This window comes from Saccharothrix lopnurensis (assembly GCF_042658445.1).
In the GTDB taxonomy this organism is placed as follows: domain Bacteria; phylum Actinomycetota; class Actinomycetes; order Mycobacteriales; family Pseudonocardiaceae; genus Actinosynnema; species Actinosynnema lopnurensis.
This window is the reverse complement of record NZ_JBHSQO010000008.1, coordinates 89,049-113,162: the sequence shown is the minus strand read 5'-3', so window position 1 is coordinate 113,162 and position 24,114 is coordinate 89,049. Positions and strand designations below refer to the sequence as shown.

19 protein-coding genes are annotated in these 24,114 nt (G+C 74.1%); 9 read left to right on the top strand and 10 right to left on the bottom strand.

Features of this window, described 5'->3' with window-relative positions:
* Positions 1 to 6: 6 nt before the first annotated feature.
* Positions 7 to 831, bottom strand: coding sequence for an undecaprenyl-diphosphate phosphatase (locus tag ACFP3R_RS10655; RefSeq protein WP_380635107.1), 825 nt, complete (start codon positions 829 to 831; stop codon positions 7 to 9).
* A complete protein-coding gene (locus ACFP3R_RS10650; protein ID WP_380635106.1) occupies positions 828 to 1,877 on the bottom strand; it encodes an LLM class F420-dependent oxidoreductase in 1,050 nt (349 codons plus the stop codon). Before ACFP3R_RS10650 ends, ACFP3R_RS10655 begins: the two co-directional genes overlap by 4 nt.
* 117 nt (positions 1,878 to 1,994) lie before the next feature.
* Between ACFP3R_RS10650 and ACFP3R_RS10645 the strand changes: the two genes are divergently transcribed.
* The 3 genes from ACFP3R_RS10645 (at position 1,995) to ACFP3R_RS10635 (ending at position 4,338) form a co-directional block, all read left to right on the top strand.
* Positions 1,995 to 2,960, top strand: a complete 966-nt coding sequence (locus tag ACFP3R_RS10645) for an aldo/keto reductase (protein WP_380635104.1) — start codon at positions 1,995 to 1,997, stop codon at positions 2,958 to 2,960.
* A 185-nt stretch (positions 2,961 to 3,145) separates the two neighbouring features.
* The gene (locus ACFP3R_RS10640) at positions 3,146 to 4,123 is read left to right on the top strand and encodes a YncE family protein (RefSeq protein ID WP_380635102.1); all 978 of its coding nucleotides are present in this window, start codon (positions 3,146 to 3,148) and stop codon (positions 4,121 to 4,123) included.
* Positions 4,123 to 4,338, top strand: a complete 216-nt coding sequence (locus ACFP3R_RS10635) for a DUF5703 family protein (protein WP_380635261.1) — start codon at positions 4,123 to 4,125, stop codon at positions 4,336 to 4,338. Before ACFP3R_RS10640 ends, ACFP3R_RS10635 begins: the two co-directional genes overlap by 1 nt.
* On the opposite strand, the gene ACFP3R_RS10630 is transcribed toward ACFP3R_RS10635, so the two are convergent.
* A complete protein-coding gene (locus ACFP3R_RS10630; RefSeq protein WP_380635100.1) occupies positions 4,331 to 5,740 on the bottom strand; it encodes a TetR/AcrR family transcriptional regulator in 1,410 nt (469 codons plus the stop codon). The genes ACFP3R_RS10635 and ACFP3R_RS10630 overlap by 8 nt on opposite strands.
* A 624-nt stretch (positions 5,741 to 6,364) precedes the next feature.
* Between ACFP3R_RS10630 and ACFP3R_RS10625 the strand changes: the two genes are divergently transcribed.
* The 3 genes from ACFP3R_RS10625 to ACFP3R_RS10615 all read left to right on the top strand — a co-directional run bounded on the left by ACFP3R_RS10625 (position 6,365) and on the right by ACFP3R_RS10615 (position 9,657).
* A complete protein-coding gene (locus ACFP3R_RS10625; RefSeq protein WP_380635099.1) occupies positions 6,365 to 8,554 on the top strand; it encodes an ATP-binding protein in 2,190 nt (729 codons plus the stop codon).
* Positions 8,555 to 8,725: 171 nt separating this feature from the next.
* Positions 8,726 to 9,196 (top strand): hypothetical protein, encoded by a 471-nt coding sequence (locus ACFP3R_RS10620; RefSeq protein ID WP_380635098.1) that lies wholly within the window; start codon positions 8,726 to 8,728, stop codon positions 9,194 to 9,196.
* 239 nt (positions 9,197 to 9,435) lie between these two features.
* Complete coding sequence (locus ACFP3R_RS10615; RefSeq protein WP_380635096.1) at positions 9,436 to 9,657, top strand: hypothetical protein; 222 nt, start codon at positions 9,436 to 9,438, stop codon at positions 9,655 to 9,657.
* A 12-nt stretch (positions 9,658 to 9,669) separates the two neighbouring features.
* On the opposite strand, the gene ACFP3R_RS10610 is transcribed toward ACFP3R_RS10615, so the two are convergent.
* The 3 genes from ACFP3R_RS10610 to ACFP3R_RS10600 form a co-directional block, all read right to left on the bottom strand.
* Positions 9,670 to 10,770 carry an SWIM zinc finger family protein gene (locus tag ACFP3R_RS10610; RefSeq protein ID WP_380635094.1) on the bottom strand — a complete coding sequence of 367 codons (1,101 nt, stop codon included), beginning with the start codon at positions 10,768 to 10,770 and terminating at the stop codon, positions 9,670 to 9,672.
* Positions 10,767 to 13,334 (bottom strand): DEAD/DEAH box helicase, encoded by a 2,568-nt coding sequence (locus tag ACFP3R_RS10605; protein ID WP_417750595.1) that lies wholly within the window; start codon positions 13,332 to 13,334, stop codon positions 10,767 to 10,769. Before ACFP3R_RS10605 ends, ACFP3R_RS10610 begins: the two co-directional genes overlap by 4 nt.
* A gap of 191 nt (positions 13,335 to 13,525) precedes the next feature.
* Complete coding sequence (locus tag ACFP3R_RS10600; protein WP_380635091.1) at positions 13,526 to 14,134, bottom strand: PadR family transcriptional regulator; 609 nt, start codon at positions 14,132 to 14,134, stop codon at positions 13,526 to 13,528.
* Between the two features lie 62 nt (positions 14,135 to 14,196).
* Here ACFP3R_RS10600 and ACFP3R_RS10595 point away from each other — a divergent pair, with 62 nt between their 5' ends.
* Positions 14,197 to 14,673, top strand: coding sequence for a GNAT family N-acetyltransferase (locus ACFP3R_RS10595; RefSeq protein ID WP_380635090.1), 477 nt, complete (start codon positions 14,197 to 14,199; stop codon positions 14,671 to 14,673).
* A gap of 338 nt (positions 14,674 to 15,011) precedes the next feature.
* Here the strand turns inward: ACFP3R_RS10595 and ACFP3R_RS10590 are convergent, their stop codons facing one another.
* Together ACFP3R_RS10590 and ACFP3R_RS10585 are read right to left on the bottom strand one after the other, a co-directional pair.
* Positions 15,012 to 17,093 (bottom strand): ATP-binding protein, encoded by a 2,082-nt coding sequence (locus tag ACFP3R_RS10590; protein ID WP_380635088.1) that lies wholly within the window; start codon positions 17,091 to 17,093, stop codon positions 15,012 to 15,014.
* A gap of 104 nt (positions 17,094 to 17,197) precedes the next feature.
* On the bottom strand, positions 17,198 to 19,420 hold the full coding sequence (locus tag ACFP3R_RS10585; protein WP_380635087.1) for an ATP-binding protein: 2,223 nt from the start codon (positions 19,418 to 19,420) through the stop codon (positions 17,198 to 17,200).
* Here ACFP3R_RS10585 and ACFP3R_RS10580 point away from each other — a divergent pair.
* A complete protein-coding gene (locus tag ACFP3R_RS10580; protein ID WP_380635086.1) occupies positions 19,396 to 19,911 on the top strand; it encodes a Scr1 family TA system antitoxin-like transcriptional regulator in 516 nt (171 codons plus the stop codon). The genes ACFP3R_RS10585 and ACFP3R_RS10580 overlap by 25 nt on opposite strands.
* Positions 19,912 to 20,006: 95 nt before the next feature.
* On the opposite strand, the gene ACFP3R_RS10575 is transcribed toward ACFP3R_RS10580, so the two are convergent.
* Both ACFP3R_RS10575 and ACFP3R_RS10570 read right to left on the bottom strand, forming a co-directional pair.
* On the bottom strand, positions 20,007 to 20,789 hold the full coding sequence (locus tag ACFP3R_RS10575) for a putative protein N(5)-glutamine methyltransferase (protein ID WP_380635260.1): 783 nt from the start codon (positions 20,787 to 20,789) through the stop codon (positions 20,007 to 20,009).
* Between the two features lie 17 nt (positions 20,790 to 20,806).
* A complete protein-coding gene (locus ACFP3R_RS10570) occupies positions 20,807 to 21,613 on the bottom strand; it encodes a TetR/AcrR family transcriptional regulator (protein WP_380635084.1) in 807 nt (268 codons plus the stop codon).
* Positions 21,614 to 21,702: 89 nt separating this feature from the next.
* On the opposite strand from ACFP3R_RS10570, the gene ACFP3R_RS10565 reads away from it, so the two are divergent.
* Positions 21,703 to 23,964, top strand: coding sequence for an ATP-binding cassette domain-containing protein (locus tag ACFP3R_RS10565; protein ID WP_380635083.1), 2,262 nt, complete (start codon positions 21,703 to 21,705; stop codon positions 23,962 to 23,964).
* Positions 23,965 to 24,114 lie beyond the last annotated feature (150 nt).

Sequence of the window (24,114 nt, the reverse complement as noted above, 5' to 3'; positions counted from 1 at the left end):
GCCACCTTATGTCGCGTTGATGAGCCCCATCGACAGCAGGCCCATCAGGACCATGCCCAGCAGCAGCCGGTACCACACGAACACCGAGTAGCTGTGCTTGGAGACGTAGCGCAGCAGCCAGGCGATGGTGGCGTAGCCGACGACGAACGACACGATCGTGGCCACGATCATCTGCGGCACGCTGGCGGCGTTGGGCTCGGCGCGTTCGAGCACGTCGGGGATGCTGAAGATGCCCGCGCCGAACACCGCGGGCAGGGCCAGCAGGAACGAGTAGCGGGCGGCGGAGGCCCGGTCCAGGCCGAGGAACAGGCCGGCGGTGAGCGTGCCGCCCGAGCGGGACACGCCGGGGACCAGGGCCAGCGCCTGCGCCAGGCCCATGCCGACGGCGTCCTTGAGCTGGAGCTTCGTGCGGATGTGCTGGGCGAAGTGGTCGGCCAGGCCGAGCAGCAGGCCGAACACGATCAGCATGGTCGCGGTGATCCACAGGTTGCGCAGCGAGGACCGGATCTCGTCCTTGAACAGGAAGCCCAGCACGCTGATCGGGATCGACCCGATGATGACGTACCAGGCCATCCGGTAGTCCTCGGTGGCGCGGGCGGCCTTGCTGAACAGGCCGCGGAACCAGGCGCCGATGAAGTTGCCGATGTCCCTGGCGAAGTAGATCAGCACGGCCAGTTCCGTGCCCAGCTGGATGACGGCGGTGAACGACGCGCCGGCGTCGTTGCCGAAGAACAGCGTGGAGACGATCCTGATGTGACCCGAGGAGGAGATGGGGAGGAACTCGGTAAGACCCTGGACGAGTCCCAGAACGATGGCCTGCAGCCAGCTCAACTACCCACTCCTGCCAGATCCAGAGCTTCGGACGCCGTCCGCAGTGCGGCGATCCCCTGCTCAAGATCTTGCAGCATGGGCGAAAGGGTGAGCGTGGTGACCCCCGCCTGCGCGTAGGCCCTCATGCGGTCTGCTATGCGCTCCTTGGGACCCAGCAGCGAGACGGCGTCGAGGAAGTCCACCGGGAGCGCGGCCATGGCGCCCTCGTAGTCGCGGGCGAGGTACCTGTCCTGCACCTCGGCGGCCTCGGCGGCGAAGCCCATGCGCGCGGCGAGGTCGTTGTAGAAGTTCTTCTGGCGGCTGCCCATGCCGCCGACGTAGAGGGCGGCGTAGGGGCGGACGTGGTCGGCGCAGGCGCGCCAGTCCTCGCCGGTGAACAGCGGCGCGGTGGGCACGACGTCGAACCCGTCGAGGGTCTTGCCGGCCTTCTCCCGGCCCGCCCGCAGCGCGGCGAGGGAGTCGGCGGAGTGCTCCGGGGAGAAGAAGATGGCCAGCCAGCCGTCGGCGATCTCGCCGGCCAGTTCGACGTTCTTCGGGCCGATGGCGGCGAGGTAGACGGGGATGTGCTCGCGCACGGGGTGCACGGTGAGGGTCAGCGCCTTGCCGGGGCCGTCGGGCAGGGGCAGCCGGTAGTGCTCGCCGTCGTAGCGCAGGCGCTCGCGGCGCAGGGCGGCCCGCACGATGTCGACGTACTCGCGGGTGCGCGCCAGCGGCTTGTCGAAGCGCACCCCGTGCCAGCCCTCGGAGACCTGCGGCCCGGACACGCCCAGGCCCAGGCGGAAGCGGCCGCCGGAGAGGGTGTCGAGGGTGGCGGCGGTCATCGCGGCCATGGCGGGGGTGCGCGCGGGGATCTGCATGACGGCGCTGCCGACGTCGATCCGCTGCGTCTGCGCGGCCACCCAGGCCAGCACGGTGGGCACGTCGGAGCCGTAGGCTTCGGCGGCCCACACCACCGAGTAGCCCAGTCGGTCGGCTTCCCTGGCCAGTTCGAGGTTCGCGGCGTCGTTGCCCGCGCCCCAGTACCCGAGGTTCAGTCCCAGTCGCACACGCGGACCGTACCGGCCGGTAACCCGGGCCGCCAGGGCGGACCCGGTGGGAATACCCCTTGACAGGCCGCGTGCCGCGCCCGTCGGTGAAGTGGATCGCCCTTTAGGCTCCCCCGCGTGGAACAGCGATACCTCGGCCGCAGCGGTCTGCGGGTTTCCCGGATGGCCCTGGGCACGATGACCTGGGGCCGGGACACCGACGCGGACGAGGCGGCGACGCAGCTGCTGGCGTTCACCGAGGCGGGCGGCACGCTGGTGGACACCGCGGACGTGTACGTGGAGGGCGAGAGCGAGCGGATCCTGGGCGGCCTGCTGGGCGAGGTGGTGCCGCGGGACGAGCTGGTGATCGCGACCAAGGCGGTGGCCCGGCGCAACGACGGCCCGTTCGGCGGCGGCGCGTCGCGGGGCGCGCTGCTGCACGCGCTGGACGGGTCGCTGCGCCGGCTCCGGGTGGAGCACCTGGACCTGTGGCAGCTGCACGCCTGGGACGCGAACGTGCCGCTGGAGGAGACGCTGTCGGCGCTGGACGCGGCGGTGTCCTCGGGCAAGGTGCGCTACGCCGGGGTGTCGAACTACTCGGGCTGGCAGCTGGGCACGGCCGCGGCGCTGCCGGGTCACACCCCGCTGGTGTCCACGCAGGTCGAGTACTCGCTGCTGGAGCGGGGCGTGGAGCGGGAGGTGGTGCCGGCGGCGCTGCACCACGGGATCGGGCTGCTGCCGTGGGCGCCGCTGGGGCGGGGCGTGCTGACGGCCAAGTACCGCAACGGCACGCCCGCGGACTCCCGGGGCGCCTCGGCGCACTTCGCCGGGTACGTGGAGCAGCACCGCACGGAGCGGGCGGCGCGGATCGTGCAGGCGGTGGCCACGGCGGCGGACGGGTTGGGCACGAGCGCGCTCTCCGTGGCGCTGGCGTGGGTGCGGGACCGGCCGGGCGTGGTGGCGCCGGTGGTGGGCGCGCGGGACACCGGTCAGCTGCTGGGGTCGTTGGCGGCGGAGGAGCTGGCGCTGCCGCCGGCGATCCGGTCGGCGCTCGACGACGTGAGCGTGGTCGAGTTCGGCTACCCCGAGCGCCCGATGGGCTGACGCACCGGCGGACAGGTCCGCGCCCGTCGGTCACGACGGGACCCCGTCCCCGGCGCGTACGGGTGGCGGCCGACTATCACCTTCCCGGACCAACGACAACACCCGCCCCCCGGCGTGAGGATGGTGGTCGGGTGATGGATGCTGGGAGGGCTTTGGGCGAACGGGTTACAGCTTGGAGGTCGACGTTGCGCCGACTGGCCGCAGTGGTGCTCACCGGGGTGTTCACCGGGGCGGTGGTGTCCGGGTGCGCGACGGAGGAGAGTCCGGGCGACCCGTTGCAGGTGGCGGCGACGTTGGAACCGGCGCGCCCGGCGGTCTCGCCCGCCCGGTCCGGGGAGGTGCCCGGCGCGGTGGCGCCGGTGGGGCGGGCCTCGTCGGTGGCGGTCGCGGGGGGCCGGGTGGCGGTCGCGGTGACCGACCCGCCGTCGGTGGTCCTCTTCCCGCTGGACGCGCCCTCGTCCTCGCCGCCGGTGACCGTGGCGCTGCCGGGACCGGCCGAGCGGCTGGTGGTCGCGGGCGAGGCGGTGGAGGCGGTGGTGCCGGCGGGCGCGGTGGTGACCGTCCGCCCGGACGGCTCGTCGTCCTCGCGGGAGGTGGCCGGCGGCCCGGTGGACGTGCTCTCGGTGGGCGGGCGGACCCTGGTGGCGCAGCGGGAGGCCAGGCGGGTCGCGGTGGGCGACCACGCGGTGACCGGCATCTCCAGCCCGGACCGGCTGGTGGCGGCGGGTGACCGGGTGGTGGTGCTGGACCGGCCGCGCAGCGCGGTGTTCGACCTGGACCCCTCGGCCGACCGGCCCGGCGCGGGCCTGCGCGCGGGCGACGGCGCGACCAACGCGGTGTCCGACCGGTTCGGGCGGGTCTTCGTGGTGGACACCCGGGGCGGCGAGCTGATGGCGTTCTCCGCGGACCCGGTGCTGATGCGGCTGCGCTACCCGCTGCCGGGCGCGCCGTACGGGATGGCCTACGACGCCGACCGGGACCTGCTGTGGGTGACGCTGACCGAGCGCAACGAGGTCGTGGGCTTCGACGTGTCGGGCGCGGAGCCGGTGGAGCGGCACCGGCACGCCACGGTCCGCCAGCCCGACTCGGTGGCGGTCGATCCGGGCAGCGGGCGCGTGTTCGTGGCGTCCGGGGACGGACAGGGATTGCAGGTGATCGGGTGATGGTGGACGAAGGGGTGGTCGACGGGGACTGGGAGTACCGGCCGCTGCGGCTGCCGGCCGGGGTCTCGCGTCGCACCGCGACCACGCAGTTGGCGATCCACGCGGAGTTCTCGGGCTGGGAGCTGTCGCGGACGCTGGTGTTCGGCGACGGGTCGCGCAAGATCTGGTTGCGCCGCAGGCGCACCGCGGCGTCGCTGCCGGGTGTGATCACCTAGCCCGGTCGGAGGTCCGGGTCCCCGCTCCCCCGCGCGCCCCCTCGGGCGGTCGCGTGGAGCCCCGCGCCGCCCTCCCGCCCCCGGCCGCACCCGTCGACGCGGTCGTCGCCGTCGTCCCGGTCGGGTCCGGGCCCGCGGCCTTCGGGGGGCGGGTGAGCAGGCCGTGCAGGACCAGCTCCCCGACGGCGGCGGCGTGGACGGCGGCGGCGCCGCCGGGGTGGGTCAGGCAGCGCAGCAGCAGGGTGTGGGCGAGGGTTTCGGCGAGTTCGCGGGGGTCGCGGTCGCCGCGGAAGTCGCCGGCGGCGATCCCGGCGCGCAGCGCGGGGGTCAGCAGCGCGGGCAGGTCGATCTCGCGGACGGGGTCGGCGTCGGCGTGCGCGGGGACGTGGGCGGCGGCCATGAGCAGGGCCTCGGCGAACTCGCGGTGGCGCAGGGTGAACGCGGCGAGCTGTTCGAGGTGGCGGCGCAGCATGGTGGTGGGCGGCACGCCCAGGGCCAGGTCGTCGTCGACCAGGGACCGCAGTTCGGCGTAGGGGCCGCGCAGCGCGCCGGCGACGATGCCGGCCTTGACCGGGAACAGCTGGGCGAGCACGGTCGGCGACACCCCGGCGCGCGAGGCGATGTGGGCGGGCGTGGTGGCGTAGTAGCCGCGGCCGGCGAACTCGTGGCGGGCGGCGGCGACGACCGCGTTGCGGGGGTGTTCGGGCAGGTCGTCGAGGTGGTCGGCGCGGTGGGCGCGGACCAGTTCGTCGGCCAGGGGCGCCATGACGTCGTCGACGTGCCCGTGGCCCTGCTCGGGGTCGAGCAGGGCGCCGAACAGGGCCACGACGACGTCGCCGAACAGGGTCACGGGCACGGCGCCGGGGTCGGCGCGGTGGCGCAGCACCAGGCCCTCCACCAGGGCGGTGAAGGCGGTGGCGAGGTGCTCGGGGGTGAAGGGGGCGCGCAGCGAGGCGTTCCAGCGGGTCAGCACGGGCTGGCCGGCGCGGACCCCGGCCTGGTCGTGGCCCTCGTAGACCTGGCGCAGGCGCTTGACCACGGCGGGTTGGCCGCCGGCGAGCACGAGGGAGGCCAGCCGCATGAGCGTGGCGGGGTCGTCGCGGACCACCAGGAAGTCGCGGTCGCAGACCACGCGCAGCATCCGGCGGGGGTCGCCGTGGGAGTCCAGCAGGGCCTGGTCGATGACTTCGGCCAGGTCGCGGGTGGCGTAGCGGGAGTCGTGGGTGAACCGCAGCAGCAGCGCCTCGACGTAGCGGCCCTTGTCGCCGAAGGTGGCGAAGAAGGTCTTCTCGCTGACCTCGGCGCGGGCGGCGATCTCGGCGACGTTGAGGCCGCGGCCCAGGACCTTGGCGCCGTCCTCGAACAGCAGCTCGACGCCGGCGTCGAGGAGTCTTTCACGCACCGGAACCATGGCCCCCCTGTCTTTCCACGCCCCCTGGCGTCCCACCCTGCCCGCACGGGCGCATACCCGCCGCGGGCGCACCACGGTATTGGATCCTCACCTCGCCGGGGTGCGTTCCCTCACCCCGGTGTGCGGTGTCGGGCCGCGGTGGACGTTGACCCCTCACCGCCGCTGCCGAGAGACTCCCTGGTGTCACGCGGGGTCGATCCACCGGGAGGGACTGGACACCCCGTGGCGGGGCTCGGAACCTCGTCCACCGCACGGCTTCGGCGCCTCTTGCCGTGCGGCCGGGGCGCGCTTCGGCCGTTGACTCGGAACCTCGGCCGACCCGCGCCCTCCCCGCCCGCACGACGAACGCGGCAACCCCCAGTGCCGTCGAGGTCGTGCGGGCGGCCGGGCACCACAGGTGTGGTACCACACCTGTGGTGGTCCGGGTCGGTTCCGGGCGCCGGGACTCGAACTCGCGATCCGCCGGCGCCGCCCTCCCGGACAGGGTTCCCCGGCCGGCCCCCGAACACCACTCCCCCGGCTCGCACGGACGGGTGATTTCCTCCGGTCGCGGCCGGGGTCGGCTGGTCCGGCTGCCACGCTGGTCGCACCAGCGGCGGACCCGGGAGGCCCGAGGTGGAGCGACCCCCGGACACCGCGGACCGGGTGGACAACGCGGTGACGGCGACCTCGGTGGGCGCGGTGGCGCAGGTCGGTGTGGTGCACGGCGAGGTGCACGTCCACCCGCGACCGGCGCCCGCGGTGCCCCGGCAGCTGCCGGCCGCGCCGCACTCGTTCACCGGGCGGGCGAGGCAGCTGGCCGAGCTGGACCGGGCCCTGGGTGATCCGGGTTCGGGTTCGGGTGATCCGGCGGCCCGGTCGGGCGGGTCCGCGGCGGTGGTGATCTCGGCGATCGGCGGCGCGGGCGGCATCGGCAAGACGTGGCTGGCGCTGCGCTGGGCGCACCGGCTGGCGGAGCGGTTCCCCGACGGGCAGCTGTTCGTGGACCTGCGCGGGTTCAGCCCGACCGGGGCGCCGGTGCCGCCGGGCGCGGCGGTGCGGGGGTTCCTGGACGCGCTGGGCGTGGACCCCGGCCGCCTGCCCGCCGACCTGGACGCGCAGGCCGCGCTGTACCGGACCCTGGTGGCGGACAAGCGGGTGCTGGTGGTGCTGGACAACGCGGCCGACGCCGACCAGGTGGCCCCGCTGCTGCCCGGTGGGCGCTCGTGCGCGGTGCTGGTGACCAGCCGCCGGAAGCTGACCGGGTTGATCGCCCGGCACGACGCCCGCCACGTGGACCTCGACGTGCTGACCGAGGCGGAGGCGCGGGCCCTGCTGGAGCGCCGGCTCGGGGCGGTGCGACCGGCCGCCGAGCCGGGCGCGGTGGCCGAGCTGCTGGCGCTGTGCCGTGGTTTCCCGCTGGCGCTGGGCATCCTGGCCGGCCGGGCGCGCACCGATCCCGGGCTGCCCCTGGCGCAGCTGGTCGCGGACCTGCGGGAGTTCGGCGTGGAGGCGCTGGACGACGACGACCCCACGGTCAGCCTGCCCGCCGTGCTGGCCACCTCCTACCGGGCGCTGACCGCCGAGCAGCGGGTGGTGTTCGGGTTGCTGGGCATCGCGCCCGGTCCGGGCACGGGCCTGGCCGCCGCGGTGAGCCTGACCGGGCTGTCGGCGGCACGGGCGGCCCGGGTGCTGCGCGGCCTGCGGGAGGTGTCGCTGCTGGAGCGGGACGCGCACGACCGGTACGCGATGCACGACCTGATCCACAGCTACGCCGCCGGCACCGCCCACCGGCACCTGCCGGCGGGGGTGTGGGAGGCGGCGCTGCGGCGGGTGCTGGACTTCTACCTGCACACCGCCCGCGCCGCCGACCACCTGCTGGAGCCCTACCGGCCCGCGCCGCGGGTGGGCCCGCCGGCGGCGGGGGTGGTGCCCCTGGCGCTGCCGGACGTGCCGGCGGCGCTGGCGTGGCTGGACGTGGAGCACGCCGCCCTGCTGGCCGCCGCGAGGGCGGCGGCCGACCTGGGGTGGCACGAGCACGTCGGGCACTTCGCGTGGGTGCTGGAGTCGTTCCACCTGCGGCGGGGGCACCGCCACGACGCGCTGGCGGTGTGGCGGGCCGCGCTGGGCGCGGCCGCGCACGTGCCCGAGGCGCGGGCCGGGGCGCACAAGCTGCTCGGGCACGCCTGCGCCCGGCTGGGGCGGCACGAGGAGGCGGTGGAGCACCTGCACCGGGCGTTGGAGCTGGCCGAGCGCGACGGCGACGTCGACGAGCAGGCGTACACGCTGCGGCTGCTGGGGCAGGCGTGGGGCGAGCGGGGCGACGACCGGCGGGCGCTGGAGCACGCCCGACGCGCCCTGGACCTGTTCCGCGTCCTGGACCTGCCGGTGTGGGAGGCCGCCGAGCTGAACGCGGTGGGCTGGTACTCGGCCCGGTTGGGCGACTACGGCACCGCCCGGGAGCACTGCCGGGCGGCGCTGGCGGTGTACCGCCGCCACCACTACCCGGCCGGGGAGGCGGGCACCCTGGACAGCCTGGGGTACGTCGCCCACCTGGGCGGTTGCCACGAGGAGGCGGTGGGCCACTACCTGCGGTCCCTGGCCCTGTACCGGGAGCACGGCGACACCTACACCACCGCGGTCGTGCTGGAGCACCTCGGGGACGCGCGGGCCGCGCTGGAGCAGTCCGGGTCGGCGGCCGCGGCGTGGCGGGAGGCCCTGGAGCTGTACCGCGGCCAGGGTCGCGACGGCGACGCGGAGCGGGTGCGGGGTCGGCTCGACGCGCTGGACCGCGCGGTCGGTGGTGGCGTCGACGGGGCGTCCTGAACGTGCTGGTCAACCGGGAGGCGCCATCCGGGTGTCGGTGTGTCGGTGTGAAGGCGTCCTCGGGTTGCCCGTAAGACATCGCCGCACTGATCATGGCCGGGATCACTCACATGGCCGTGTCGTCAAGACGACGGGTGGAGCGCGACACTGATTCGGGGAAAGGGGGACGGTGTGATCAAGAGGATTGCGCGTTGGACAACGGTTGTGGGGGTTGTGGCGACGCTGGTGACGGCGATGGGCGGGGTGGCCTCGGCAGCCCCGGCCCGGTTCGCCGCGGCCGCTGTGCACGCCGGTGGCGCGGGCGCCACCGGGACCTCCATCACCGGGGCTTTGAGCTGGTCGACATCGTTGAAGACCGTCACGCTCTCGGATGTCAAGACGTTCATCAAGGCGTACGAGTGCAATTCATTGCTGATTGGCGGTTATCAGGGATCCACGCTGGTGACTCAGCAGTACGGGTGGGACCTGAGGTGTGCGGGGACGACTGACGCCAGGGAAACGTTCACCCCGTTCAGCCTGACGTCGGGGCCTCCGGGAGGTGTGCAGTGGGTCAAGATCCTGATCAAGGACGAAACCGATGTGATCACCGGCTACGCCTACTGCTACCAGTCCCAGTCCTCCTGCCACACCGGCCAGTACTGACCGACACGCGCAGCACCAGGGCGTCGTCCCTGCCGATCCGCCCGGCCAGGTCAGCGGTGGACCCGGCGGTCGGTGGCCACCGACCGCCACAACGCCTCCGTGGCCCGGTCACGCTCGTGTGCGACCGGCCGGGAGCCAGCCGGGTACGGGGCGACCGGCTGATGACGGTGTCCGAGCCGCACCGGTTGTGCCGCGACCTCGCCGACATCCTCGTGGTGCGGGAGCCGTGAATGGGCAGGATGAGGAAGCGAATCGCATCCGCCGTCGCAGTGGGTGCGATCGCGCTGGTCACCGCCCTCGGCGGGGCGACCACCGCGTCCGCGACCGACCCGGACGACGCTCCTCCGGGCTACGCGGGCCCCTTCTCGACCTGCTCGGGCCAACTCGTTTACCACATCCCCTGGGATCGGGTGATCGTGAACGGGGTCGACCACAACAACGGCTGGGACTACATCTGCTGACGCTCGCGTCGGTCAGTCGGTGTCGCCCAGGGCATCGGCGGGGTCGTGGTGGGGTGCGCCGGTGGGCCACCAGCGGCCGTCGGGGTGGCGTCGGTAGGGGTACCAGCGGCCGTCGGGGCCGTAGCGGAGTTGGCGGTCGCGCACGGTCCAGCGGTTGCGCCGCACGACCGGTTCGGGCAGTTCGCGGCCGCGCCAGCCGGCGCGGGCGCGGTTGGTGTCGGCCTCGGGCGGGGTCCAGGGCTGGTCGAGGACTCGCAGGGCGGTGCGGCCGCCCTGCCGCCAGGCGCGCACGGCGCGGGGGTCGACGTGGAGGCGGTCGTCGAGCCCGGGGTGGGCGGCGGCGAGGCGCAGGTGGTCCTCGCGGTCGTCGGCGGCGGGCCAGTCGCCGACGGCGAGCAGGGCGCGGGCCTTGGCGGCGGCGTCGGCGACCAGCAGCCGCAGCACGGCGACGTCGAGGCCCGCGACCGGGTCGAACTCCGGTAGCGGGTCGAGGGCGGCTGGTGGGGGGTCGTCGGGCAGGTCGGGCACGGGTCGGGTGTAGGCGGTGGTGGCGGGCACGCCGGTGGTGGGGCGGGCGCCGGTGACGACCTCGTCCTGGTCCCGGCCGCGCAGCAGGAGCAGCACCCAGGGGTCGGCGTCGAGCAGCCAGGCGGCCTGGTGGCACAGGGCGGCGGCGTGGCGGCAGGGCAGTTCCCAGCCGTCGCAGGTGCAGTCGGGGTCGAGGTCGCCGATGCCGGGCAGCAGGGGCACGCCCGCGTCGGCGGCGGCGTCGACGAGTTCGCGGGGCATCTCGTGGTCGAGCAGGGCGGCGAGGTGCCCGGCCTTGCGGGAGAGGTGGGCGAGGAAGCGGTCCCACTCGGGGTCGGTGAGCGGGGTGAGCAGCACGGCGGTGCGGTGGGCCTCGTCGCCGTCGTGGACGGTGGCGTGCAGGCGGCCGGGGCTGGCGGTGATGGTGCCGACGAGCCCGGCCTGGGCGTACCGGCGGCCCTGGCGCAGCGGTCCGGAGTCGAGCGAGGTGTCCTCCAGGGCCTGGAGCCAGGCGCGGCCCCACCAGGTGCGGGTGCGGTGAACGCCCTTCGGGAAGGCGGGGAAGCCCTTGACGCGGTCGGTCACGTGCCGCTCCGGAGTTCGACCAGGCCGGCCAGTTCGTCGTCGCTCAGTTCGGTGAGGGCGGCGTCGCCGCGGGCCAGCACGGCGTCGGCGAGGTCGCGCTTGGCGCGCAGCATGGCGGCGATGCGGTCCTCGACGGTGCCCTCCGCGATGAGCCGGTGGACCTGCACGGGCCGGGTCTGGCCGATGCGGTGGGCGCGGTCGGTGGCCTGGTCCTCCACGGCGGGGTTCCACCAGCGGTCGTAGTGCACGACGTGGTCGGCGCGGGTGAGGTTCAGGCCGGTGCCGGCGGCCTTGAGCGAGAGCAGGAACACCGGTATCCGGCCGTCCTGGAAGCGGCGGACCAGGTCTTCCCGCGCGGGTACGGGGGTGCCGCCGTGCAGGAGGGCGGTGGTGGTGCCCCGGTCGGCGAGGTGGCGGCGCAGCAGGCGGGCCATGGCGACGTACTGGGTGAACACGAGCACGGCGCCGTCCTCGGCGAGGATGGTGTCCAGCAGCTCGTCGAGCAGTTCGAGCTTGCCGGAGCGGCCGGCGAGCACCGGTTTCGCCTCCTTGAGGTACTGGGCGGGGTGGTTGCAGACCTGCTTGAGGGCGGTGAGGAGCTTGACGACGCGGCCGCGGCGGGCGATGCCGTCGGCGTGGCGGACCTCGTCCATCAGCTCCCGCACGACGGCCTCGTAGAGGGCGGCCTGTTCGCGGGTGAGGGCCACGGGCCGGTCGGTCTCGGTCTTGGCGGGCAGTTCGGGCGCGATGCCGGGGTCGGACTTGCGGCGGCGCAGCAGGAAGGGCCGCACGAGGCGGGCGAAGCGTTCGGCGACGACCGGGTCGCGGTCGACCTCGACGGGTTTGGCCCAGCGGGCCCGGAACCGGGCCAGGGTGCCGAGCAGGCCGGGGGTGGTCCAGTCGAGGATCGCCCACAGCTCGGACAGGGTGTTCTCCACCGGGGTGCCGGTGAGGGCGACGCGGGCGCGGGCGGGGATGCGGCGCAGGGCCCTGGCGGTGTCGGAGGCGGGGTTCTTGACGTGCTGGGCCTCGTCGGCGACGACCAGTCCCCAGTCGGCGTCGGCGAGCCGGTCGGCGTCCAGGCGCATGGTGCCGTAGGTGGTGAGCACGAACCCGGTGGTGCCGGTGGGCAGGGTGCGGCCGGGGCCGTGGTAGCGGTGCACGGGAGTGCCGGGGGCGAAGCGCTCGACCTCGCGCTGCCAGTTGCCCAGCAGGGACGCGGGGCAGACCACGAGGGTGGGGCCGGTGGTGTCCGGGCCGGTGGTGTCCGGGTCCGGGTTCGGGGTGGCGTTGTTCGGGGTGGCGTTGCGGTGCAGGTGCAGGGCGATGAGGGTGATGGTCTTGCCCAGGCCCATGTCGTCGGCCAGGCACGCGCCCAGGCCGAGCGAGGTCATGCGGTCCAGCCAGCGCAGGCCGCGCAGCTGGTAGTCCCGCAGTTCGGCGTGCAGGCCCGGGGGCGCCTCGGCGGGTTCGGCGTCCGGCAGGGCGAGGCGTTGTCGCAGCTCGTCGAGGGGGCCGGTGGCGGTGACCTCGACCTCCGCGCCGTCGATCTCGGCGGTGCCGGTGAGGGCCGCGCCGAGGGCCTGGACGGCGGTGAGGGGTTTGAGGGCGCGTTCGCGGGCGCGGCGGGCCAGCTCGGGGTCGACGAGGGTCCAGCGGTCGCGCAGCCGCACCACCGGGCGGGTGGCCTCGGCGAGCCGGTCGAGTTCGTCGGGGGTCAGCGGGTCGCCGCCGAGGGCGAGCTGCCAGTTGACGGCGGTGAGCTGGTCGGGGCCGAAGAAGGTGGGCCGGTCGCCGGTGTCCCCGCCCAGGACGACCTTGGCGGTGAGGTCGCGCACGAGGTCGGTGGGCCAGTGCACGTCCACGCCGGCGGAGGCGAGGCGGACGGCACCGGTGGTGAGCAGGTGGGCGATGTCGGCGTCGGCGAGGGGGACGCGGTCGGGGACGGGCTGGTCGAGCAGCCGCTCCAGCGTCGGCCAGGCGCGGGCGGCGCGGCGCAGGGCCACGGTGGCGTCGGCGCGGGTGGTGCGGCCCGCGCCCGGCCACAGCTCGGCGGCGTCGAGGACCAGGGTGGGGTCGGCGAGGTTGTGGACCTGGAGGACGGCGTGGAAGGGGTCGGGCCCTTCGACGCGCAGCGACACCCGCACGCCTTGGTGGGCCCATTCCCGCAGGTGGGGGACGTGTTGCGGGGCGGTGGCGGCGAAGGCGGGGGCACCGGCGGCGGTCGCGGCGGCGGCACCGCGGGGCATGGTGTCGGCGACGGCGTCGAGGAAGGCCCGCAGGAGGGGTTCGGCGTCGGGCAGTTCCAGGGGGTCGCGTCCGGGCAGCGGGACGGCGCGGGCGTGCGGGGGCATGGCGGCGGCCAGGTCGCGGACGCGGGTGTGGTCGGCGGGGTCCAGGGGCGTGAGCTGCCAGGCGTCGAAGTCGGCGTCGGTGACGGCGGGCCGCACCCGGCCGCGGGCGACGAGCTGGAGGGCCAGGACCACGGCGGCGCCCCAGAAGGCGGTGGCCGGGTGGACCCCGGGGCCGGCGGCGGCACGGCGGGCGCGGGTGAGCAGCGGGATCGCCTCGGTCAGCGGCAGGCGCAGGGCGGGCGCGGTGCGGCGGCGGCCGTCGGGGGCGGCGACGGCGAGCCGGTCGGTGCCGGGCCGGTCCTGCTCGTGCTGCCGGTCGGGTGGGGCGTAGAAGACGATCGTGGACGCGCGTGGCGGGTCGGCCGGTTCGAAGACCGCCGGGTACCGCTCCACCCCGTTGTTCAGCGTTCCCCCTCGTGCCCGCCGGGTTGTTCAAGTTTGAGCCTAGCCCAGCTGCCGGGTTCGCCGGGCGAGTTCGGCTCACCCGCCAGGGGGTAGGCGCCGGCGCGCAGGCGCTCCACCAGGCCCCGGGTCCACTCCGCGCCGCCCGCGGCGGTGTGCTCCCACAGCCCGTACAGCTCGCGCACGTGCGGCGGGTCGCGCCAGCGGTCGGCCTGCTCGCGGGCGGTGTCGCGGTGGCCCTCCAGGGCGGCGAGGCGTTCGCCGAGCAGCGCCAGGGCGTCGTCGCGGGTGAGGGAGGGCAGCATGGCCAGGCCCGCGGCGAGGGTGTCGGGCCGGGTCTCGGGGCGGCGCAGCGCGTCGCGCAGCAGCCTGCGGTACTCGGCCTCGCCCCGGGCGGTGATCTCGTACTCGGTGCGGCCGGGCGGGCTGGTGTGGTCGGTGAGGCAGCCGTCCTTGGTGAGCTGCTTGAGCGCGTGGTAGATCGAACCCCACTTGACGTGGGCCCACTCCCCCGCGCCCCAGGACAGCAGGTCCGTGCCGATCAGGTAGCCGTGGGCGCGGCCGTGTCCGCGCACCACGCCGAGCACCAGCAGCCGTGTCGCCGACATGATCCTTGTCCGGGTCCCTTTTTTCGGTTTCGCGGGTCAGCGTAGATCGCCAGGATGGGGACGTGACGCGCGAAGGGGTTGTGCCGGGGGTCCGACTGCGGCGGCTGGACGAGGAGGGGTTGGAGCGGCTGCTGGCCCTGGCGGTCGCCGACGCCGACCCGGCCGACGTGATGCCGCCGGGCTGGGAGGTCGACCGGCACGACGAGTTCCGCCGGTTCTACCGGGGTTTCCTGCGCGACGCCTACGAGGTCGTGGACGGCGGCCGCACGGTCGGCATGGCGCGGCTGACCGCCGAGGGCGAGGCCGGTCTGTGGCTGGCCCGCGCCGCCCGGGGTCGCGGGACGGGCCGGGCGGTGGTGCGGCGGCTGCTGGAGGAGGCGCCCGGACGCGGGGTGCGGACCGTCGTGGCCAGTACGACCACCGGCAACGTCGCCGCGGTGCGGGTGCTGACCGCGCTCGGGGCGGAACTGGAGGTCGTGGGCGGGGAGGTGTCGGCGCGGATCGCGGTGCCGACCGATCCCCCGAGCCGTAGAGCGTGAAGCACGCGTCAGGGGCGCCATCGGTGACGAGGCGGCTGACCTCGGCATCCTCGCATTGCTCGACCTTCGGCGACTTCTACCAGTCAACCACCTGCACGTGCCCGGCTGGCCGTGGAGCAGCTGATCCACGGCACCGCGCCCCTCGATCGCTCGTCGCAGGCTTGCCGGCCTGCCGCTGAGGAAGACGCGGTCCGCGTCGGTGAGATCCGGCGAACGATCCGGGTCGGCAACGACGTCTTCCGCCTCCGTGATCCGGTCCGTGAACCGCAGGCTCGGCATGTCGACCTTGCCCATGCCGGCGTGCGGCAGTTCCAGCGCCTTGGCGCGAGCCGGCGGGATCACGGGCCCAGGTCGTCGAGCTGCCGCTGGACGCGGTCTGCGTCGGCGGTGCACCTCATCTGCCGGTACAGCCCCAGGGCTTCCCGCCACACCTCACGGGCCTGCTCCACCTGGCCGAGAGCGGTGTGCGGGTGACCGAGGCGGTCGAGGGTGCCGGTGACCTCGACGGTGTAGCCGACGGCGCGGAACAGGGTGAGGGCCTGCCGATAGTGGTGCACGGCCCGGTCGTGGTGACCGGTGCGGTGGTCGACGAACCCCAGGCTGTCCAGGGCGGCGGCCTCGCCGTCGCGGATGTGGTGACGGCGGAACAGGTCGAGGGCGGCCCGGCAGTGCCCGCGGGCGGTGCGGTGGTCGCCCAGGCGGGCGGCGAACCAGCCCACCGCGTTGAGCGCGGTGGCTTCCTGCACCGCTCGGCCGGAATCTCGGTACAGCTCCAGGGCGCGGCGGGCGTGCCCCAGCGCCCGCCGATCGTCGCCCCGCTGCCCCCAAGCCCTCGCGATGGCGTAGTGGGTGTGGGCCTGCTGGTCGGGGTCGTGGTGGTGCTCGGCCAGGGTGAGGGCCTGGTTCAGGTGTCCGATGGCCTGCTCGTGCTCCCCGAGCATGGTGTGGGCACGGCCGAGGAGCCGGTGGACGGCGGTGCGGATGGCGGGATCGGGCAGGTGTTCGGCGGCGTCGGCGGCGGCCCGCCACGCGGCCAGCGAGTCGTGGCGGTGCCCCTTGAGCTGGTGGAAGGTGTTCAGGACCCACGCCAGGTGCCACACCGCTTGGTGGCGGTGGCGCGTGACCGCGGTGTGCTGGGCGGCCAGCAGGTGGGGGTGGTGGGTCTCCAGCCAGGCCAGTCCGGCGGGCGGGTCGGGCAGCGGCAGGGGCCGGGTGCCCGGGGTGGGCGGGTCGGGCCGGATCGGCGCGCGGTGGGGGTTCAGGAGCCGTTCCGCGGTGTGGGCGGTGTTGAGGTAGAAGTCGACCACCCGTTCCAGCGCCGCCGACCGCACCGGCTCGGGCAGGTCGCGGGCGGTGGCGGCGGCGTAGGCGCGGACCAGGTCGTGCATCGCGTAGCGGCCGTGCGGGTGCCGGTCGAGCAGGGAGGCTCCCTCCAGGACGCGCAGGACCCGGTGCGCCTCGGGCAGGCCGGTGAGGGACGCGGCGGCGGGCACGTCGATATCCGGGCCGGGGGCGATCCCGAGCAGCGCGAACACCACGCGCTGCTCGTCGGTGAGGTGGCCCAGCGACCAGGACAGCACCGCGGGCAGGCCGGCGGCGGGGTCGTCCGAGTCCAGGGCGTCCAGCCCCGACTCCCGCAGTTCGGCGGCGAACTCGGCCAGCGGGATGGTGGGGTGGGTGGCGGCGTGGCGGGCGATGATCGCCAGTGCCAGCGGGTGGCGCCCGCACAGCCCGACCAGGTCGTGGGTCACGTCGGGTTCGGCGTCGACGCGCCGGTCACCGAGGCGCGCGGTCAGCAGGTCGCGGGCCTCGGCCCGGGTGAGCACGTCCAGCGGCAGGTGGCGGGCGCCGTGGCGGTCGATCAGGGAGGACAGCACGACGCGGCCGGTCACCAGCACGGTGCAGGTCGGGGTGCCGGGCAGCAGCGGGACGACCTGGTCGGCGGTGGCGGCGTTGTCCAGCACCACCAGCACGTGCCTGTCCACGACCAGGCTCCGGTACAGCGCGGTCTGCGCGTCCAGGTCCGGCGGCAGGGCGCCGGGATCGACACCGAGGGCGGTGAGGAAGCCGCGCACGGCGTCGGCCGGGTCGGTCGGCCTGCCGGTGGGGCTGAAGCCGCGCAGGTCGACGAAGAGCTGCCCGTCGGGGAACCTGTGCCGGTTGCGGTGTGCCCAGGCCAGGGCCAGCCAGGTCTTGCCGATCCCTCCCGTCCCGCCGATCGCCGAGATCATCACGGCCGTGCCCGCCGCGTCCAGGGCGGCCAGTTCCGCCGCCCGCCCCGTGAACACGCCCGGCGCGGCCGGCAGCTGGCGCGGCACCACCGGCGAGGGCGGCGGGGGTGCGTGCAGGTGCACGTCGCCGTGCACCGCCCCGGCCTGCACCACCCTGCCCGCGTCACCCGACACCACGTTGCGCGCCACAGGGTTCGCCTCCCCCGCTCCGAGGGCGTCCAGCGTCGCATCGCGCCGGCGGCCGGCCGGGCGGCGCTCACGGAATTCACCGGGATGGGCGCGAGTGTGGGCGCTCAGGTGTCCAGGTCGTCGAGCAGTTCCCGCGCATCGGTGACGACCTCGTCCAACCGCCGGTCCAGCAGCTCCAGGGCGCGGTGGAGGCACTGCCGGGCACGCTCGCGCTCGCCCCGGTCGGCGAGGGCGCTCCCGAGGTAGTACAGGGTGATCCCCTCGTCGTGCCGGTCGCCCAGGGCGCGGAACACCTCCCCGGCCCGTTCGTACTCCGCGACGGCGTCCTCGAACCGGCCGACGGTCTCGTAGGTACGGCCGAGGGTGGAACGCGTGAGCGCTTCGCCGTGCAGGTTCCCCGCTTCGGCCGCCACCGCCACCGACTCGGTGTAGTACGCGATGGCCCGCTCGTAATCGCCCCTGCGGTAGTGGCAGTTGCCGATGTTGCCCAAGGTCGATGCCTCCCCCATCCGCAGGCCCGCCTCCCGACTGCCGGCGAGCACCTGCTCGAATCGGGTGAGCGCCTTCGTGAACCTGCCCCGGTCGAACAACGCGGTCGCCTCGTTGCTCAGCTGCTGGAGGGTGTTCAGCACGTCCGTCACGCCGGCGGGCGCGGTCTTCTGCCCGGACGGCGCGGCCTCCCACGCGGGCAGCGGCGCGCCCGGGTCGACCTGGCGCGCCTGCACCCGGGACACCTCCAGCTCGGACGAGACCCAGGCGACCTCGGTCTGGTCGCCGAGTCGCCGGAACACCTCGATCCCCTGGCGCAGGAGCTCCTGGCCGGCCTCGAAGTGGCGCATGAGGGAGAGCGCCCTGCCCAGGCAGGCCACGGCGTAGCCCTCCGAGGACAGGTCGTCGGTTGCCCGCGCCGCGTCGACCGCCAACCGGTGCGCGGCCAGCGCCTCGTCCCAGTCGCCGCGCATCTGGAGCAGGCAACCGAGCGTCAGGGCGTGGTACGACAGGTGCGCGTGGTGGCCCTCCCGGAACGCCGTGGCGAAGGTGGGCAGCAGGTTCGGTCGTTCGGCGTCGAACCACGCCAGCAGCTCGGGCAGCGGTGGCGGCTCCTCCCTCGGAGCAGCCCACGTCACCCGCACCAGTCCGTCCGGCATCGTGCGGAAGGAGAGGTCGAGCAGTACCCGGTAGTGGTGGGCGAGCAGTCGCCGCAGAGCGGTGGCGTCCGGTTGCCCGCGCAGCCGCTCCTCGGCGTAGAGCCGGACCAGGTCGTGCAGGCGGAACCGGCCCCGGGGTCCCGCCGGTTCGATTAGGTGCGCCCGACGCAGGACGTCCAGGCAGCGCCGGGCCGCGCGCTCGGGCACCTCGGCCAGCGCGGCGGCGGCGCCGGCGGCGACCGTGGGCCCGGGATTGGCCGCCAGCAGCCGGAACAGGCGCGCGGCCGGCCCCGGTAAGCGCTCGTAGGACAGGTCCAGCGCGGCCCGCACGGACCGCTCGCCGGTGTCCAGCTCGGTCAGCCGCTCGGTGCGGTCGGTCAGTGCCTCGACCAGTTCGGCCACCGGCTGGTCGGGGTCGGAGGAGAGCAGGCCGCCCGCGATGGCCAGCGCCTGCGGCAGGTGCCCGCACAACGCGGCCAGCTCGCCCGCCGCGTCCCCGGCGTCGGTGACCCGCTCGTCGCCGTCGTGGGCGGCGGCCAGCAGCCGGGCGACGAGGGTGACCGACTCGTCCCCGCTGAGCACCCCCAGTTCCCGCCGGCGGGCCGGGACGAGGTCGCCGAGCGCGTGGCGGCTGGTGACCAGGACGCGGTGCCGCCGGTCGCCGGGCAGCAGCGGGACCACCCGGGCGGCCAACTCGACGTTGTCCAGCACCAGCAGCACCCGGCCGGCGCGCTCGGCCAGCAGCGAGCGGTGTAGGGCTTCGCGGCCCGCGAGATCGGGCGGCAGGTGCGGCCCCGCAACGCCCAACGCGCGCAGGTGCGCCTCCAGCGCGGCTCCCGGTTCCACCGGTTGGGCGCGGGCGAAGCCCCGCAGGTCCTGGAACAGCACGCCGCCGGGGAACCACCCGGCGGCCACGGCGTCGTGCGCGGCCCTCAGGACCAGGGTCGTCTTGCCGATGCCCGGCGGACCGACCACCACGCCGACCGTCGCGGCGAGATCGGGGTCGGGGGACAGGAAGTCGGCCAGGTCCGCGAGTTCGGCCGCGCGGCCGGTGAACGCGGCCTCGACCGGCGGCAGGCCCGCGAGCGCCGGCGGGGGCGCGTCGGCGTGCTGGACGACCAGGTCGATGTGGCGGGCCTGGACGACCGGCCCCAGTGCCGTGCCCTCGAAGCTGTTCACTCCCCCGTTCTACCGCCCGGTGCGCAAGCGCAACAGATACCGCTGGTCACCGGATTCGCCCGGGTGCTGCTTTCGGACGGTCCAGGCAAGTCGCGCCGGAACGGCGGGCCGGTACCGGCCCGATCTGCTACAACAACCACTTGGTCCACGGCCTGTTGCAGACACCGGACTACACGCGCGGGCTGAACCGGAACTTCGCGGTCGAAACCCGGCTGCGCCGCCAACGACTGCTCCAGCGGATCCGGGTCGATTTCTTCCTGGAGGAATCGGTCCTGCACCGCCTGGTCGGCAACCGGGCGGTCATGCATGATCAATTGATGCACCTGCTGCTGAGCCCGGCCACGGTGCGGGGGGTGCCCATTCCCTGCCGGTACGCGACCTGGACGGCTCTTTCGCTTTGCTGGAAAGTGCGGATCAGCGGCCCCTGGTCTACCTGGAGACCCCGGCGGCCTACGCACCTCCTGGCGCGAGAGCAGCTACAGCCGCGGTAACGAGGAGAGTTCCTGCGTCGAGGTGGCGTTCACCTCCTCGACCGTGGGAGTGCGGGACTCCAAGTCCACCGCGCACACCGCCCCGGAACCGGCGTTCAGCCCGCCGGGGCGGCGGGCGGGCCCGGCCACGTCCCGCTCACGACGGTCGCCGCCAACTCCTCGTCGGCGCTCACGCCGGCGCTCAGCCCGGCGGCCCGGAACGCGGCGGCCGTGGCGGCGGCCTGGTGGGCGCCGGTCTCGATCAGCAGCCTCCCGCCGGGCGCCAGCCACTTCCCCGCCCCGGCCACGACGCGGCGCTGCACGTCCAACCCGTCCGCCCCGCCGTCGAGGGCGACGCGGTTCTCGTGGTCGCGCGCCTCGGGCGGCATGTGCGCGATCTCGCCGGTGGGCACGTACGGGGCGTTGCAGACCAGCACGTCCACCCGGCCGCGCAACCGCCGCGGCAGCGCCGCGTAGAGGTCGCCGCAGTACACGCGATCCCGGGGCAGGTTGCGGGCGGCGCAGCGCGCGGCCGCCGGGTCCACGTCGGCCGCGTGCACCTCCACCCCCGGCACCCGGTGGGCCACGACCGCGCCGACCGCGCCCGTCCCGCAGCACAGGTCGACCACCACCGCGCCCGGCCCCAGGCCCGCCACCGCCAGCTCCACCAGGTGCCCGGTGCGGCGGCGCGGCACGAACACGCCGGGCTCGACGGCGATGCGCGACCCGCAGAACTCCGCCCACCCCAGCACCTGCTCCAGCGGCAGCCCGCCGACCCGCTGCCCGATCATGGACTCCAGGTGGGCGGGTGTCCGGGAGGCGTCGAGCAGCAACCGGGCCTCGTCCTCGGCGAACACGCAGCCCGCCGCGCGCAGCCGCCCGGCGATCTCCTCCAGCATGGTGACGTACACCACGGTCAAGCCCCTCCCCGGGCCACGCTCGCCTCGACGCCGTCGAGCAGCACCGCCAGGCCCACCTCGAAGTTGCGCACCGCGTCGCGCTCCAGGTAGGGCGCGCACTCGTTGTCCGGCACGGGCGGCGGCGGCTCCTGCCCGAACCACGTCGACAGCGGGAACCGCTCGGCGAAGTCCGGCGACACCTCCTCCAGCAGCGACGACCGCGAGTACCACCACTCGTCGTCGCCCAGCCCGGTCTCGCGCGCCGCGCTCCGGGCGTCCGCGATCACCGCCGCCGCACCCCGCACGAACTGCACCAGCGCCCCCAGCACCCCGCGCAGCACCGACGCCTCCAGGCCCGTCGCCCGCAGCACCCGGACCAGCGTCTCCACCGCGGTGAACTCGTGGGGCCCCAGCACCGGCCGCGCCTGCGACACCTGCAACACCCACGGGTGGCGCAGGTAGAACTCCCGGTTGTCCCGCGCCCACGCCGTCAACGCCGGCCGCCACCCCTCCTCCAGCGGGTAGTCGGCCGGCAGCTCCCCCAGGACCTTGTCGCACATCAGGTCCACCAGCTCGGCCTTGTCCGCCACGTAGGTGTAGAGCGCCATCGCGGAACGACCCAACCGCTGCCCCACCGCCCGCATCGACACCGCCGCCATGCCGTCCCGGTCGGCCAGCGCGATCGCCGCGTCCACCACCGCGTCCACGTCCAACCCCGGCCGACGCCCCGACCCCGCTCCCCCGGCGTCCGGCCCCGGGACCCGGTCCCGCCACAGCAGCCGCATCGACCGGCGGGCGTCACCCTGCCCCGCGAACACCGCCACTTGCCACTCCTTACGGCGTAAAGTACCTTGCCCCAGTCACGTCGCGACGCCATCACTTTACGTCATAAACAAATCAGGGGGAAACAGGCATGGGCACGCTCGCCGACAGCCACGACGTCATCCAAGTACGCGGCGCCCGCGAGAACAACCTCAAGAACATCTCCGTCGACATCCCCAAACGCCGCCTCACCGTCTTCACCGGCGTCTCCGGCTCCGGCAAGTCCTCCCTGGTCTTCGGCACCATCGCCGCCGAATCCCAACGCCTCATCAACGAGACCTACACCGCGTTCATCCAGTCCTTCATGCCCAACCTCGGCCGCCCCGACGTCGACCACCTGCGCAACCTCAGCGCCGCCATCATCGTCGACCAGGAACGCATGGGCGCCAACTCCCGCTCCACCGTCGGCACCGCCACCGACGCCCACACCCTGCTCCGCATCCTCTTCAGCCGCCTCGGCCAACCCCACGTCGGCACCTCCGGCGCCTTCAGCTTCAACCTCCCCGAAGGCATGTGCCCCCGCTGCGAAGGACTCGGCCGCACCACCACCACCGACGTCGACCAACTCCTCGACCGCACCAAGAGCCTCAACCAGGGCGCCATCACCGTCCCCGGCTTCACCACCGACAACTGGTACGTCCAGACCTACATCCACTCCGGCTTCTACGACCCCGACAAACCCCTCACCGACTTCACCGACCAGGAGTGGGACGCCCTCCTCCACCGCGACACCACCAAGGTCAAGATCGGCAAGACCAACGTCACCTACGAGGGACTGCTGGTCAAGGTCCAACGGCTCTACCTGTCCAAGGACCGCGAATCCATGCAACCCCACATCCGCAAATTCGTCGACCGCGCCGTCACCTACACCACCTGCCCCGACTGCCACGGCGCCCGCCTCAACCAGGCCGCCCTCGCCTGCAAGATCGACAACACCACCATCGCCGACTGCTCCGCCATGCAGATCAGCGACCTCGCCGACTGGACCCGCCACCTCACCGACACCACCGTCGGCCCCGTCCTCACCACCCTGCGCGAACTCCTCGACTCCCTCGTCGAGATCGGCCTCGGCTACCTCAGCCTCGACCGCCCCGCCGCCACCCTCTCCGGCGGCGAAGCCCAACGCGTCAAAATGGTCCGCCACCTCGGCAGCGCCCTCACCGACGCCACCTACGTCTTCGACGAACCCACCACCGGCCTCCACCCCCACGACATCCAACGCATGAACGACCTCCTCCTCCGACTCCGCGACAAGGGCAACACCGTCCTCGTCGTCGAGCACAAACCCGAAACCATCCACATCGCCGACCACGTCATCGACCTCGGCCCCGGCGCCGGCACCCACGGCGGCCACATCACCTTCACCGGCTCCGTCACCGACCTCCGCAACTCCGACACCCCCACCGGACGCCACCTCGACCACCGCGCCCGACTCCGCCACCACCTCCGCACCCCCACCGGCCACCTCCCCATCACCGGCGCCAACCTCCACAACCTCCACAACGTCGACGTCGACATCCCCCTCGGCATCCTCACCGTCGTCACCGGCGTCGCCGGCTCCGGCAAGAGCTCCCTCATCCACGGCTCCCTCGCCACCCGCGCCGACGTCGTCACCGTCGACCAATCCCCCATCCGCGGCTCACGACGCTCCAACCCCGCCACCTACACCGGCCTGCTCGACCCCATCCGCACCGCCTTCGCCAAGGCCAACGGCGTCAAACCCGCCCTCTTCAGCGCCAACTCCGACGGCGCCTGCCCCCACTGCAAGGGCATCGGCCTCGTCTACACCGACCTCGCCATGATGGCCGGCGTCGCCACCACCTGCGAGCAGTGCGAAGGCAAGCGCTACACCCCCCAGGTCCTCACCTACCAGCTCCGCGGCCACAACATCAGCGACGTCCTCGCCATGTCCATCGCCGAAGCCCACGACTTCTTCACCGAAAAACAAGCCAGGGCCGTCCTCGACCGCCTCGTCGACGTCGGCCTGGGCTACCTCGCCCTCGGCCAACCCCTGACCACCCTCTCCGGCGGCGAACGCCAACGCCTCAAGCTCGCCATCCACATGGCCGAGAAGGCGTCCACCTACGTCCTCGACGAACCCACCACCGGCCTCCACCTCGCCGACGTGGACAAGCTCCTCGCCCTGCTCGACCGCCTCGTCGACGCGGGCAACACCGTCATCGTCATCGAGCACCACCAGGCCGTCATGGCCCACGCCGACTGGATCATCGACCTCGGCCCCGGCGCCGGCCACGACGGCGGCCGCGTCGTCTTCACCGGCACCCCCACCCAGCTCGTCGACAGCGCCGACACCCTCACCGCCCAGCACCTGCGCCAGTACGTCGGGGGGTGAGCACGGGACGGGGCCGATCCGCTGGTGGGTCGGCCCCGTCCTTGCTGTTTTGCCCTTGTCGCCTCACGTGTCCACTTCGCGGGTTTCTTTTAGTTAACACTGAAGTTATCAAGACTGTTGTTGTTCTTAAGTTGCGACGATGTGGCGGCA